Origin of the sequence: Paenibacillus sp. O199, assembly GCF_001636635.1 — a bacterium.
GTDB classification, from domain to species: domain Bacteria; phylum Bacillota; class Bacilli; order Paenibacillales; family Paenibacillaceae; genus Paenibacillus; species Paenibacillus marchantiae.
Map to the genome: position 1 here is coordinate 16,959 of NZ_LGRP01000006.1, position 13,833 is coordinate 30,791.

A 13,833-nucleotide genomic window follows, 5' to 3' on the forward strand; every position below is an offset into this window, starting at 1 on the left:
CGCCTATTTATCGAACAGGAAAAGAAAATCCTGATCCTCCTTACAAAAAAAAGAGCAAAAAGCAGTCCGGCCGATAAATTCCGCCAGGCGGACCCGCGGGCTGCTCTTTGCTCTTCGTTTGTCTATGCGCTTACGGTAAAGCTCAGGCTTCCGGAAGCTTCAGTCGATCCAGTGCTGCGGATGCAGCCTGTTGTTCGGCTTCCTTTTTGGAACGTCCTGTACCTCTGCCAAGCCGTTCTTGACCCATATGGACCTCGGAGACAAACTCCCGTTCATGGGCAGGGCCCCGTTCCTCAACAATACGGTATTCCAGAGCTCCCATATTGTGATGCTGAGTGAGTTCCTGCAATTCCGTTTTGTAATCGCTCATTTGCAATTTGCTGCCCAGAACGATCAACGGAAATACATGCTGATCCAGAAATGTCCGGACAGGCGCCAATCCCTGATCCAGATATAATGCACCGATGAAAGATTCAAACACATCCGCTAACAAAGCCGGTCTAGTTCGTCCTCCCGTCAGTTCCTCACCTTTACCAAGAAGTACATACTGCCCAAAACCCAACGCTTCAGCAAATTTGACGAGGGAAGGCTCGCAGACAATGGATGCCCGCAGCTTAGTTAATTCACCTTCCGGCCGGTTAGGAAACAAGTGATACAAGTATTCCGACACAGTCAGTTCCAGTACCGCATCGCCCAGAAACTCCAGACGTTCGTTATCCTGATGCTGACTGAACCGGTGTTCGTTTACATAAGAAGCATGGGTAAACGCTTGTTTTAAAAGCTGCCTGTTGTCAAATTTGATTTGAAGTTTGTGTTGTAACTGCTTCAGATCTTCACTCAAACGAACTAGCCCCTTATGCTTCAAATTTTTTGAGAATAATGGTGGCATTGTGACCGCCGAACCCAAATGAATTGGACATGGCAATGTTGACTTTAGTTTGACGTGGAACGTTTGGAACATAATCCAGATCACATTCCGGGTCCTGATTTTCCAGGTTGATTGTTGGAGCAAGCGTCTGATGTGTCAGCGACAATCCGCAGATTACAGCTTCTACGCCACCAGCAGCACCAAGCATATGACCTGTCATCGATTTGGTTGAACTCACAGCAAGCTTGTACGCATGATCGCCAAACGCTTTTTTGATCGCAAGCGTTTCGGATCTGTCACCTACAGGTGTTGATGTACCATGTGCATTGATATAGTCCACTTCTTCTGGTTCGATACCCGCATTACGAAGAGCCATCTTCATGCAACGAGCTGCTCCGTCCGGATCAGGCTCCGTCATGTGATGTGCATCGCCAGTGAGACCGTAGCCAATTACTTCGCCATAAATACGAGCACCACGTTTTTGAGCATGTTCAAGGGATTCAAGGATCAGAACTCCCGCGCCCTCACCCATAACAAACCCGTCACGTTCTGTATCAAAAGGACGGCTCGACTTAGCCGGATCATCATTACGTGTAGACATGGCACGCATTGCACAGAACCCAGCCAGACCAGTTGGTCTAATGGTTGCTTCCGCACCGCCACAAATCATTGCATCCGCATCACCGTTTGCAATCAGCTTGAAGGAATCTCCAATGGAGTGTGTTCCTGTAGCACATGCCGTTACCACGTTGATGTTAGGACCTTTCGCCCCGAGAGAAATCGACATCTGGCCAGAAGCCATGTTGGAGATCATCATCGGAATGAAAAATGGGCTTACGCGTTTAGGACCTTTTTGCAGCAATGCATTATGTTGGTCCTCCCAAGTACCCAATCCACCGATACCCGATCCGATCGACACACCAAAACGCTCTGCATCAATGTTCTCGTCAATTTTCAGACCACTGTCTTCAACGGCTTTGAAACCAGCTGCTACAGCGAACTGAACAAAACGGTCCATTTTACGTGCATCTTTGCGATCCATGTATTCTTCCGGGTTGAAATCCTTGATCTCGGCTGCAATTTGAGTGGTATATTCACTTACATCAAACGCCTCAATCTGAGAGATTCCGGACTTACCTGCCATTAAACTGCCCCAGAACGTTTCCAAATCTTTTCCGAGCGATGTCATTACGCCCATTCCGGTAATTACAACTCTTTGTTTCAAACCGACTCACCTCTATATCGACTGCATTACGCAATTATTTTGTGGGAATATCCGCAAGCAGACGTCTAGCCAAGCAGGACCCGGAGATCCGTTTGACCAGCGCCGCTTGCGGAATGAGAAAAACCAATGAATGATGAGAAGTCCCGCCTGTTCGAAAACAGGTGCGGGACTGAATTGACTTTAGGTATGAGATTGTATGTAGTTTACAACTTCACCTACGGTCGTGATTTTTTCTGCATCTTCATCAGAGATTTCCAAATCGAATTCATCTTCCAATTCCATGACCAATTCCACTACATCCAAAGAATCAGCACCCAAATCTTCTTTGAAAGATGCTTCAAGTGTAACTTCAGCTTCGTCTGCGCCCAAGCGGTCGACGACGATGCGTTTTACACGCTCCAATACATCGGACATCCGGTTCACCTCCTCCTTGGTATTATACGAGAATCGCAGGCAAAATGCCATAGAAGACATATGCGGCTCCCGGCCGGGGAACCCGGCCTTTTTCCGGCATTTCGGATCGTCCAGCGCCTGTTCCCCGACTATTGTTCAAGTCCGGGAAGAATTACATGTACATGCCACCATCAACATGCAGTGTCTGCCCTGTCATATAAGATGAAGCTTCTGAAGCCAGGAACGTGACAACACCGGCGATTTCATCCGGTTGGCCCAGACGGGACAACGGAATACCGTTCAACATGTTGTCCACGATCTCCTGGGACAATTCCTTCGTCATATCGGTCTCAATAAATCCTGGTGCAACGCAGTTAACTGTGATGCCGCGGGAGGCAAGCTCACGAGCAGACGCCTTCGTCAAACCGATGACCCCTGCCTTGGCAGCAACATAGTTTGCTTGTCCAGCATTTCCGAGCACACCCACAACAGAGGAGATATTGATAATTCTACCAGACCGTTGCTTCATCATTGGACGTGTAACCGCCTTAAGGCAGTTAAACACCCCTTTGAGGTTGGTTTCGATCACCTGATCAAATTCCTCTTCCTTCATACGCATGATCAGATTATCACGGGTAATTCCAGCATTGTTGACAAGAATATCAACGTTGCCCCATGCCTCAATGGTAGCTTTGACCATTTGTTCGGCTTCGTCCATCTGGCCCACATTCGCTTGAATCGTAATTGCCTGGACACCTTTGGCACGAATCGCTTCCGCTACTTCCTCAGCTGCCGCTTGACTGCCCGCATAATTCACGGCCACGTTGGCGCCAGCCTCGGCCAAAGCGAGTGCAATACTGCGCCCAATACCACGGGATGCACCGGTAACGAGCGCATTTTTGCCTTGTAATGGTTTAGACATAATCATTCCTCCTTTCCCCAAATCTAATCATGGTTAATCAAATTAGTGCAGCTGCCGTTGCTTCGAGCGTCTCAAGACTGTTTACATTGTACAGTTTAACGGTTTTATCTGTTTTTTTAATCAAACCTGTTAACACACTGCCAGAACCAATCTCGATAAAGGTATCTACACCTTGCTCAATAAGCCATGTCACACTGTCTTCCCATAAAACCGGAGAATAGACCTGAGCTGTCAATAAATCCTGAACCTTACCGTCCTCCACAGGTCTTGCAGTCACATTTGCAACTACAGGGACATCCCCAGGTGAGAACGAAACAGTTTTCAGTTTCTCAGCCAGCTTCTCTGCTGCATCCTTCATTAAGGAAGAATGGAACGGACCGCTTACTTCAAGTGTGATGGCACGTTTGCCGCCCGCTTCTTTGACCCGTTCAGCGACAGCAGATACCCCTTCCTTCACACCGGAAATCACGATTTGTCCCGGACAGTTGATGTTGGCAAGTTCAACCACATGACCACTTTCGGATACGTCCCGGCAAAGCACCCCCAGCGCTTCCCGATCCGCACCCAATACCGCAGCCATTGCACCCTGTCCACCAGGAACAGCCTGTTCCATATATTGACCGCGTGCCCGCACAATGCTTACCGCGTCCGCGAACGAAAGAACGCCCGCCGCGACCAGTGCACTGTATTCACCCAGACTGTGTCCGGCCGTATAATCAGGCTGAATTCCTTTTTCTTTAAAAGCCTCAAGCAATGCAATACTTGCTGTCAGCAGAGCCGGTTGTGTATTCGATGTCTGTTTCAACTCGGTCTCTGGTCCCTCAAAAACAAGATTGCTCAGCGCGAAACCTAGCGTTTCATCGGCTGTGCGAAAAATCTCTGTTGCCGCAGGCACAGACTCATACGCGTCCTTGGCCATGCCCACAGCCTGCGATCCCTGTCCGGGAAATACAAATGCTATTTTACCCATCCAATTCATCTCTCCCAGCTGTCTAGTTTACCAAACGAGTACTGATGCGCCCCACGTCAATCCGCCACCGAAACCAACCATGAGCACAGTATCTCCGGCTTTCATGCGGCCTTCTTCAGCAGCTTCTACCAGAGCAAGCGGAATGGAGGCTGCAGATGTGTTGGCGTATTTATCCACGTTGACTACAACTTTCTCTTCAGGAAGCTCAAGTCGCTGCATTGCAGATTGGATAATCCGGATATTGGCTTGGTGAGGAACAAACAGATCCACGTCCGTACGTTCCAGGCCAGCCTTGCGCAGAACTTCGATCGTCGCTGTACCCATCACCCGTACTGCAAATTTAAACACTTCACGGCCATTCATGTAAATATAATGTTTTTTGTTCTCAACCGTTTCTACGGATGCAGGCAGACGGGAACCTCCGCCCTCCATTTGAAGCAGGCTTCCGCCCGCACCTTCAGCTCCGAGATCGAATGATTTAAATCCACGGCCTTCCGGCACTTCACCAACGATAACCGCACCGGCGCCATCGCCAAACAGCACACAGGTATTACGGTCGGTATAGTCAGTAATGCGAGACAAGCAATCTGCACCAATAACAAGTGCATTGTTGTACATGCCGCTTTGGATAAAGCTCGTTGCTGTTGCCAGACCGTATACAAATCCGGAGCAGGCAGCAGACAAGTCAAATGCCGCAGCGCCCTTGGCACCAAGCTTATCTTGCAAAATACAAGCAGTAGAAGGGAATGAAGAATCCGGTGTAATAGTTGCCACAATAATCAGATCAAGATCGCTGCCAGTCATGCCAGCAGACTCAAGTGCTTTGATAGCTGCCTCGTATGCCAGATCTGAAGTCGCCTGATCCGGTGCAGCGATGTGACGCTCCTTGATTCCTGTACGACTGACGATCCACTCATCATTCGTATCTACCATTTTCTCCAAATCGCTGTTTGTCAAAATTTTCTCAGGTACATATTTACCAGTACCGATAACCCCTACCGGGCGCAAATTATTCATGTCTTCACTCACTTCCCGCTAATTTCCTTAGATATGCTCTCCACCAGCTGGTTCTGTACTGCAATCCGTGCTTGGCGCACAGCATTTTTGATGGCATTGCCATCAGCCGATCCATGACTTTTCACCACAAGTCTGCTCAAGCCGAGGAGTGGTGCACCACCATGCTCGGTATAATCCAGTTTCCGTTTCAAACCGCGCAGCTCAGGCATGAGCACAGCAGCAGCCAGTTTGCTTTTGAGCGATGATGAGAATTGTTCCTTAAGCAGAGCGAAAATGGCACCTGCTGTGCCTTCGAGCGATTTCAGCAATATATTTCCGGCAAATCCATCACATACAAGCACATCACACGCACCTGTAAGCACATCACGGGCCTCTACGTTACCAACAAAACGAATCGGAAGTTGCTCCAGCAAAGGATAGGCATGTTTGGTCAACTCATTCCCCTTACCGGGCTCCGTTCCCACATTGAGCAGGCCCACTCTTGGTGACGCGATTCCCTGCACTTTTTGCCGATACAAGCTCCCCATCAGACCATACTGTGCGAGGTGTTCCGGTTTGGCATCCATATTCGCACCAAGATCAAGTGCAAGTACACCCACATCATCGATCGTTGGAATCATGGGTGCAAGCGCCGGGCGCTCAATACCTTCCATACGACCTACCACAAGCAAGCCGGCTGTCATCAGCGCTCCGGTATTGCCCGCAGAGATCATGGCGTCTGCTTCGCCTTCCTTAAGCATACGACCTGCAACCACCATGGAGGCATCCTTCTTACGACGGACTGCCTTTACTGGTTCATCATCCGAACCGATCACTTCGGAAGCATGCCGAATCGTCAGATTAGCAGGTTTGGCACCTGACTGACTCAGAAGAGGTTCCAGCTTGGCTTCATCGCCGACCAGGACGATCTGTGTATCCGCCCATTCCGTAGCCGCGGCGATCGCACCTTCTACTGTTGACGCAGGTGCGTTATCGCCTCCCATGGCATCAATGACGATTTTCATCCCAAATGACCTCCTTCTACGCTGTCTTCTCCACCTGAATGGTAGATTACAAAGTTGCCTTGAAACACCATTTCTTCACCCACATAAGTGAACACTTCTACTTTGGCTTTGCCCTTTTGACCCGGAATCGATCTCACATAGGCCTTCGCAATACATTTCTCGGCCAAATGAACCGAACGAACAAAACGAATGTCTGCGGACGCCGTCAAAGCAATCTCGTCATTAATAACGGCTACAGCCAACGAGTTGGCCTGTGCAAAAACATAGTGTCCTCGAGCAATGCCCGTTCTCGAAAATACGTGTTCTTCCTTAATCTCAAACAAGGAAATCCCGCTCTTGTCCAGTTGCAAGTCCACAATATCACCGATAATCTCATGCAGGGGCAACGAGCGCACCTGATCATAGGAACGCTCCGCCATCAGTTTCATCCGCTCCCGAAGCTCGGGAATCCCAAGCTCCAGTCTGTCGAGACGAATCGTCTGAATACTCACCTTCAATTGGCGTGTAAGTTCCTGATCCGTCACAAACGGGTTGTCTTCGATCATTTTGGTTAACTGCTGCTGCCTCTGTCTCTTCGGTACACGTTCGATGCCTGACACCCCCCGCTGTATCGTTTAAGGAACCGCCCAATCCGGTCAGTTCAATACTCTTTCACGTTGCTTCTATAGTTGCATCCCTGTTCAGCAGGGTCGTTCTCACACGAATCATGGTTCATGTTTATGTAACGTCAAATCTTAGAACCTGGTACTAAACTATAGTATATCTCATCCCGTGTCAAAAAGAAAGGCTGGGTGAACAAAAACAATCCTGCCTTGCGGAGCCTGGCTTCACAGCCCCGAACACAACCAGTAACGAGCCTTACTAAAATACCAAAAACGTATATTGAACTATATTCACGAAGATAGAATATAGGTAAAGGTAGTTATTTTTGCGATGCTATAGTCTAAAAAAAGTAGCACCTCATCGAAATGAAGTGCTACTTGATGTCTAGCTATTATTGAGAGATGATCTCTCTTGCTTTGTACGTTCCGCACACTTTGCATACGTGGTGACTAAGCTTCAGCTCGCCACATTGTTCACATTTCACCATACCCGGTACTGCCAATTTAAAGTGAGTGCGACGTTTGTCGCGACGCGTCTTGGATGTTCTCCGTTGAGGTACTGCCATTATTCCCACCTCCTTATCAAAATAAACCTTTGCAGGTAGTTGTTACAATGTTCGATTTTCAATCATGCTCATTTAAAAAAATCCTTGAGCCCTGCAAGCCGCGGATCGATAACTTGGTTATCACAACCGCAGTCACCTTCGTTCAGCTCATGGCCACACTTGGGGCATAACCCTTTGCATGTATCGCTACACAGCGGTATAAACGGAAGATTCAGCAGAAAAGCTTCCTCAGCATAACCCTTCAGATCAACGCTATCTCCATCCACATAGAAAGTATCGTCGTCTTCGTGCAATTCCTCTGGCTGCTTTCCCTTCTTGAATTGCTCATGAAAATCAATATGAAAATGTTCATTAATCGGCTTAAGACACCGGGAGCACAACATGTCCACTCCTACTGTCAGCTTGCCATGAACATCCACAACGTCTCCCTCTCTGAACTCTGCAGATAAATCTGCAGTCAGCGGGGTAACGGCTGTGATATCTTGTCGGTTAGAAACCAGTTCCTTGATATCCCACTGTTCATTAAACTGCAGGGGACCATCACTGGTAGCCACTTTGCGAAATGGCATTAACATTTCCCATCACTCCAAACGAAACCAATCTCATAATTAAAGTTAAACGCCTAACGACAGTTATACAGGTCAAACCTGACTCTTGCAACACATCAAATTCCTGACTGTATATAATCTGACGATTCATCGTTAAAAGTATTATGAAATTGACTTAACAAACAAAAATCATTATACCGATTTTCCAAGACGTTTGTCAACACTTTTAACTTTACACCCTTTTTGAAATTGACGATCCTAATCCGCATTCGATCTCTGATACATTATAGGCTTACTGTAAGTTAAACTACAAGTCATGCATTTTGAAGGCGGGTTCGGGCTATATCGATCTGAAGGATTCTTTTCTTTTTCGTTGTACACACTGCGATATGATTTGAACAAAGGTATATCCATGTCCTATTATGGAACAAGATGAGCTCACATATTATCGGGCTAGGAAGAGAAAGATTGATCCCCATTTGAATATTTACCGAAAGGAGCGCGTTCTCATATGAAAGCCGTCGGCGTCATTGTTGAATATAACCCTTTACATAACGGACATGTCTACCATCTGAGTGAAGCAAGGCGGCTCAGTGGAGCAGACGTTGTTGTGGCTGTGATGAGCGGCCCTTTCCTCCAGCGCGGCGAACCCGCCATCGTGGGCAAAAGGGCACGCACTGAGATGGCGCTACATGCTGGCGCCGATCTGGTGCTTGAACTGCCGGTTGCCTATGCTGTACAACCGGCCGAGTGGTTCGCCTTTGGTGCGGTTTCACTTCTGCACCGCACAGGCGTGGTGGACTCGCTCTGCTTTGGCAGCGAGTCCGGCGACCTGGACAGCCTGCAGCGCATTGCGCGCGGGCTGGCTGTGGAGCCCGCAGGGCTGCGCGAGGATATCGCGCGCCGCCTGCGGGAAGGCGCCAGCTACCCCGCCGCGTACGCAGGTGCGGCGGCAGCGCTGGCGCCTGGCGGCGTCGATGCAGACGACGCCGCTGCACTGCTGGGGCAGCCCAACAATTCGCTTGGGCTGCATTACCTGATCGCGCTGCAGCGGCTGGGCAGCGCGATCAGGCCCTTTACGGCGGCGCGTACCGGTGCCGCGTATCATGAGGCGACGCCCGGACCGGGGGCGATCGCCAGTGCAACCGCCGTCCGCCACCTGCTGATGGCGGACGGGCCCGAAGCCGCCGCGCCATACGTGCCGGCGGCAACCCTTGCCATTCTGCGGCGCGAATGGCAGGAAGGGCGCGCTCCCGTGCACTGGGAGCGCTTTGCACAGCCGCTGCTGCACATCGCGGCCACACGCCGTGCCTCCGAGCTGGAGCAGATCGCCGAAGTCACGGAAGGACTCGAACACAGGCTGAGCCGTACACTTGCTCAGCTCCCGGAGCCTTCAGTCGAGGCGTTGCTGAACGCACTTAAAACGAAACGGTACACACGCACAAAGCTACAGCGCATGCTGACCCATATCCTGCTGAATCATACCAAGGCCGAATGTTCGCCCGAGAAGCTGGCTGAAGGGCCAGCGTATCTTCGAGTGCTTGGGTTCAATTCACAAGGGCAGGGCCTTTTGAAACAGATGAAAAAGACGGCTTCTCTGCCCGTTCTGCTGAAACCATCAACCTTTGTCCATAACCAGTTGGAACTGGATGTGCAAGCTCAGGCAGCATATGCACTCGCCTGTGAACACATCGATACACGCATGATGTACAGCGACTACTATGAACCACCTGTGAGACTTTAACTCTACGTTCAGTCATATCCATAGCTGGTTCAACATAAACGATTTCGAAGCCCCAAGTTCAATGGATCGACTCACAAGTTTTTGCGGGAGCCAACGCTTACGCATAGATTGATGCAATCCTGATCTACGGGTATAAGATTAATCAAACTCTGTTGATGATGCGTTGTTTAATATCGACTACTCAAACAAAATCCCCCTATCGCACACCGATTCGGCATCGTTGCAATAGGGGGATTTCACATCATTCTCATAGTGGTTCAAGCATTATTCGTTGCGAATAATTGTTTTAGGATTTGACAGACAAGGTTTTCAGATAAGCCAGCGCATCATCCACTGTGCTAACAGGAATGAGTTTCATTTTGGTGCCAATCTGTTCAGCCTTAGTTTCAGCTTCTTTATAATTATCCTTCGGCACAAAGAAAAACTCCGCTTCTTTCCGGTCTGCCGCAACAATTTTGTGCACAACGCCACCAATTGCGCCAACCACACCTTCTTTGTTAATAGTTCCAGTGCCAGCAATCCGGTGACCTTTCGTCAAATCTCCAGGGGTCAACTGATTGTAAATCTCCAGGGTGAACATCAGTCCGGCAGATGGACCACCTACCTGAGTATCCGTGAAGGAAATCTGTTTATCCGGATCTTCTGCTTTCACTTTCTGAACCGCACCGATCATGACACCCAATGCCGGGCGAACTTCACCGGTTTTGCTGTCTTTCACTTCAATCAGTTGAACGTCGCGGCTGATGGTCTCTCCGCCTCGCTCTAATTGCATCTCAACCGTTTCTCCGACCTTTTTGTTCTTTAACTGCTCAGACAGCACTGTATTGTCCGGAGTTGCCGTTCCGTTTACACCCAAAATAATATCTCCGGGCTCAATATCTCCCTTAGGTTTTGGATCTTCGGACAGCCCAAATACAAAAATATGCTCAGGAACAATGGAGTATTTCACTCCCGCCTGCTCATAAGCCGCCTCCATGGCCGAGGATTGTGAATCACTCATGAACCAGACCTGTTCGGCAGAATATTCCGCTTCGCTTTTGCCACGCAGCCGATCTTCTTTTTTATCCACTTGAGCATTTTGATTAAACAAGGAGGTTCCTAGCAAAAACACATTGGCGTATGTTGCTGACACTGTCGTCATCATAAACACACCACGTTCTTCCTTATCCCCCTCTTTCACGGTAACCATGGGTTTTACTTCGTCGGCACTACCAGGCATATAAATGATATATGGCGTTGGCATATACACCGCAACATAGACGACCAGAGCCACCACGATCACAAAGATCGAAGCTCTGAATCCGCCAGATTTCCGAATCCGATTCATTGCATGAGCCCCCGTTCTTTGCGTATCTTTCAATAATTATAAGTCTAACACTCTCATGCTTTTGCATACAATGGTACAGGCCGGATAGGCCGCTGTTTACAGTAGCTTATCCGGTCAAGGCCGAAGCGTCCACGGACGTCATTCGGCCGTCCACAACTAATCCTGGCCGAGTGTATACGGCACGATCCATATGAGGTGAAACAATGACAATGCAGAGCGAAGTTACGGGCTCTGGACCGTTACGAACGGTACTTATGAGTACAGGCGCTTTATTGCTGGTAATTGCAGTAGTTGTATCTCCAAAAGATGCATTCGATGCCTCTATTCAAGGTTTGGATATCTGGTGGAAAATCATCTTTCCTGCCATGCTTCCATTTCTGATGTTATCCCAAATGCTGACTGCATTCGGCTTTACCCACGCACTTGGCGTCTTATTAGGGCCATTAATGCAGCGGTGGTTCCGTCTGCCGGGCAAAGCCGGACTGGCCATTGTTGTCGGCATGTGTGGCGGCTTTCCGGCAGGAGCAGATACCGCCTCCCGCCTAGTGCAGGATCAACAAATTACCGCCAAACAGGCGGGTATTGTCGCATCAGCATCTCATTTTGCCAATCCATTGATGATTATACTTGTCATCGGTGCAGCTTTTCTTCATCAGCCTGCTGCTGGATATTTCCTTCTGATCGTTCACTGGGTTAGTGGATGGATTGCAGCCATGATCGGAGTACGACTCCTACCCAAGGAATCAAAAGGGGAAGAATTCCCAACTGCAAACCCTTCTTCGTATAAACGACGGAGCCTATGGTCACAAATGATGCTTGCAGCCCGCGAAGCCCAGAAACGTGACGGACGCGGGTTCGGCAAATTGCTTGGAGACACGGTCTCCCAAGCTGTACAAACTTTAATGATGACCGGAGGATATATGATTGTGTTTGCCGTGTTTGTTCGGCTGCTCACTCTCTATATCACCCCCGGTACTTCAGTTGCTTTTTGGCCCTCACTGCTGGAACTGCATCTCGGAACTTATCATCTGAGTCAGAGCCCACTGACACCCGTTCTGCTAATGTCTTTGCTTGCAGCTGTTCTCGGCTGGGGTGGTCTGTGCTCTCATCTGCAAGTCTCCGCCGTGCTGAAAGCTGCGGGACTTGCCACAACGTCCATGTTGTATTTTGCCGGAATCCGCCTGCTTCATGCATTGGTTGCATTTTTCATCAGCTTGCTGCTGTGGCTGCCATTCAGCCGTTACAGTTCCGAAGTCTGGGCTACGTTTCAGAACAATCCGGGCAATGGTTTGGCACCTTTCCTAACCAAGCAGTCCCTGGTAGGCATGAACACCTCCGACATCATCGATGCCGTCTGGAATGGTTTCCCTGCTGCCTGTATCGGTCTGGCACTGCTGCTCACCGTCATGATCTGCCTATCCGGGCTGACCTTCTGGTTTAACCGCCGGTTTTCTCGCTAATTTTCTGACGCAGCGCAGCTTCCACTTCAGGTGAGACCAGATCGGTGACATCTCCGTGGTAGTGGGCAATTTCCTTGACGATGCTGGAGCTCAGATAAGAATATTTCGGATTGGTCATCATAAAAATGGTTTCCGCATCCGGATTTAACTTGCTGTTCGTCGAAGCCAGCTGAAGCTCATATTCAAAATCCGTCACCGAGCGGATACCACGGACAATGACCTGAGCATCTTTTTGCCGTACATAATTTGCCGTCAGATCACGGAAGCTGTCCACCTCCACATTAGGCAGATGACTCGTGACTTCCGTAATAAGACTCTTGCGTTCTTCCACCGTAAATAATGGATTTTTGCTCATATTATTCAACACAGCCACGATGACGCGATCGAACTGCTTCGACGCCCGGGCAATAATGTCCAGATGTCCCATAGTTACGGGATCAAAACTGCCTGGATATACGGCAATTCGTTCCTGACGATGTATCATTTCACTCATGAGGAGCCTCCCCTTCCGCTGCGCTAGGTTCTCCATCTTCTGTTGTTGCAGCAGGTGCATAATAATAGATGGATACAGCTGTCTCCCCATACAATGCCTTGCGCGTTTGTTCAAACGGGCCGAATTGCTCAGGGTAACTATATTTGGATTCATATTCAAGCACGATGGTCGCTTCCGGTTCAAGCAGATCCAGTTCGTGCATCGTAAGCATTAACTCGTCCCCATTTTTCATACGGTAGGGTGGATCAAGAAATACGAGATCAAATTGTGTGTTTCGCTTGGCGAGCGCCTTCAATGCACGACTGGCATCATTCCGGTATATGGCCGCCTGATCTTCCAGCTTGGTTGCTTTCAGATTTGCACGGATCACTTCAATACTTTTCGATTCCAAGTCAACAAAAACAGCCTTGTCCATGCCGCGGCTCAGCGCCTCAATACCGAGACCTCCACTGCCTGCAAACAGATCCAATGCTGTACCGCCCTCAAAATAAGGGCCAATCATACTAAACAACGCTTCCTTCACCTTGTCGGTGGTCGGCCGCGTCCCTGTGCCAGGAACAGCCTTCAGCGGTCTGCCTTTCGCACTCCCAGATACCACTCTCACTGATGAGTCACCTTTTCTCTCTATGTAAGTTTATTGATAAAGCTATCGTACCACAATCGGGTTCAGTTTGAAAAATAGTGCGTCTGCTTT

At 49.2% G+C, this 13,833-nt stretch carries 15 protein-coding genes; 2 read left to right on the forward strand and 13 right to left on the reverse strand.

What is annotated here, in order from left to right:
- Positions 1 to 142: 142 nt before the first annotated feature.
- The 10 genes from rnc to A6049_RS10880 form a co-directional block, all read right to left on the reverse strand.
- A complete protein-coding gene (gene rnc, locus A6049_RS10835) occupies positions 143 to 841 on the reverse strand; it encodes a ribonuclease III (protein ID WP_024630178.1) in 699 nt (232 codons plus the stop codon).
- A 13-nt stretch (positions 842 to 854) separates the two neighbouring features.
- Positions 855 to 2,093 (reverse strand): beta-ketoacyl-ACP synthase II, encoded by a 1,239-nt coding sequence (gene fabF / locus A6049_RS10840; protein ID WP_024630177.1) that lies wholly within the window; start codon positions 2,091 to 2,093, stop codon positions 855 to 857.
- A gap of 180 nt (positions 2,094 to 2,273) precedes the next feature.
- Entirely contained in the window at positions 2,274 to 2,507 is a 234-nt protein-coding gene (gene acpP, locus A6049_RS10845; RefSeq protein ID WP_024630176.1) for an acyl carrier protein, read from the reverse strand.
- A 151-nt stretch (positions 2,508 to 2,658) separates the two neighbouring features.
- On the reverse strand, positions 2,659 to 3,408 hold the full coding sequence (fabG, locus tag A6049_RS10850; protein ID WP_063564667.1) for a 3-oxoacyl-[acyl-carrier-protein] reductase: 750 nt from the start codon (positions 3,406 to 3,408) through the stop codon (positions 2,659 to 2,661).
- Positions 3,409 to 3,445: 37 nt separating this feature from the next.
- Entirely contained in the window at positions 3,446 to 4,378 is a 933-nt protein-coding gene (gene fabD, locus A6049_RS10855; protein WP_063564668.1) for an ACP S-malonyltransferase, read from the reverse strand.
- Between the two features lie 27 nt (positions 4,379 to 4,405).
- Positions 4,406 to 5,395 (reverse strand): beta-ketoacyl-ACP synthase III, encoded by a 990-nt coding sequence (locus A6049_RS10860; protein WP_063564927.1) that lies wholly within the window; start codon positions 5,393 to 5,395, stop codon positions 4,406 to 4,408.
- Between the two features lie 8 nt (positions 5,396 to 5,403).
- Entirely contained in the window at positions 5,404 to 6,399 is a 996-nt protein-coding gene (plsX, locus tag A6049_RS10865; RefSeq protein ID WP_063564669.1) for a phosphate acyltransferase PlsX, read from the reverse strand.
- The gene (gene fapR / locus A6049_RS10870) at positions 6,396 to 6,944 is read right to left on the reverse strand and encodes a transcription factor FapR (RefSeq protein ID WP_063564670.1); all 549 of its coding nucleotides are present in this window, start codon (positions 6,942 to 6,944) and stop codon (positions 6,396 to 6,398) included. Before fapR ends, plsX begins: the two co-directional genes overlap by 4 nt.
- Positions 6,945 to 7,393: 449 nt before the next feature.
- Positions 7,394 to 7,567 (reverse strand): 50S ribosomal protein L32, encoded by a 174-nt coding sequence (rpmF, locus tag A6049_RS10875; RefSeq protein ID WP_017689233.1) that lies wholly within the window; start codon positions 7,565 to 7,567, stop codon positions 7,394 to 7,396.
- Between the two features lie 68 nt (positions 7,568 to 7,635).
- The gene (locus A6049_RS10880; protein WP_063564671.1) at positions 7,636 to 8,142 is read right to left on the reverse strand and encodes a YceD family protein; all 507 of its coding nucleotides are present in this window, start codon (positions 8,140 to 8,142) and stop codon (positions 7,636 to 7,638) included.
- Positions 8,143 to 8,626: 484 nt separating this feature from the next.
- Here A6049_RS10880 and A6049_RS10885 point away from each other — a divergent pair, with 484 nt between their 5' ends.
- Positions 8,627 to 9,859, forward strand: a complete 1,233-nt coding sequence (locus tag A6049_RS10885; protein ID WP_063564672.1) for a nucleotidyltransferase — start codon at positions 8,627 to 8,629, stop codon at positions 9,857 to 9,859.
- Positions 9,860 to 10,145: 286 nt separating this feature from the next.
- Here A6049_RS10885 and A6049_RS10890 read toward each other — a convergent pair whose 3' ends face one another.
- The gene (locus tag A6049_RS10890; RefSeq protein WP_063564673.1) at positions 10,146 to 11,186 is read right to left on the reverse strand and encodes a SepM family pheromone-processing serine protease; all 1,041 of its coding nucleotides are present in this window, start codon (positions 11,184 to 11,186) and stop codon (positions 10,146 to 10,148) included.
- 203 nt (positions 11,187 to 11,389) lie between these two features.
- Between A6049_RS10890 and A6049_RS10895 the strand changes: the two genes are divergently transcribed.
- Complete coding sequence (locus A6049_RS10895; RefSeq protein WP_095206048.1) at positions 11,390 to 12,646, forward strand: nucleoside recognition domain-containing protein; 1,257 nt, start codon at positions 11,390 to 11,392, stop codon at positions 12,644 to 12,646.
- Here the strand turns inward: A6049_RS10895 and coaD are convergent.
- Both coaD and rsmD read right to left on the reverse strand, forming a co-directional pair.
- Positions 12,624 to 13,130, reverse strand: coding sequence for a pantetheine-phosphate adenylyltransferase (gene coaD / locus A6049_RS10900; protein ID WP_090807427.1), 507 nt, complete (start codon positions 13,128 to 13,130; stop codon positions 12,624 to 12,626). The genes A6049_RS10895 and coaD overlap by 23 nt on opposite strands.
- A gap of 1 nt (position 13,131) precedes the next feature.
- Complete coding sequence (gene rsmD / locus A6049_RS10905; protein ID WP_063564674.1) at positions 13,132 to 13,743, reverse strand: 16S rRNA (guanine(966)-N(2))-methyltransferase RsmD; 612 nt, start codon at positions 13,741 to 13,743, stop codon at positions 13,132 to 13,134.
- Positions 13,744 to 13,833: the final 90 nt, after the last annotated feature.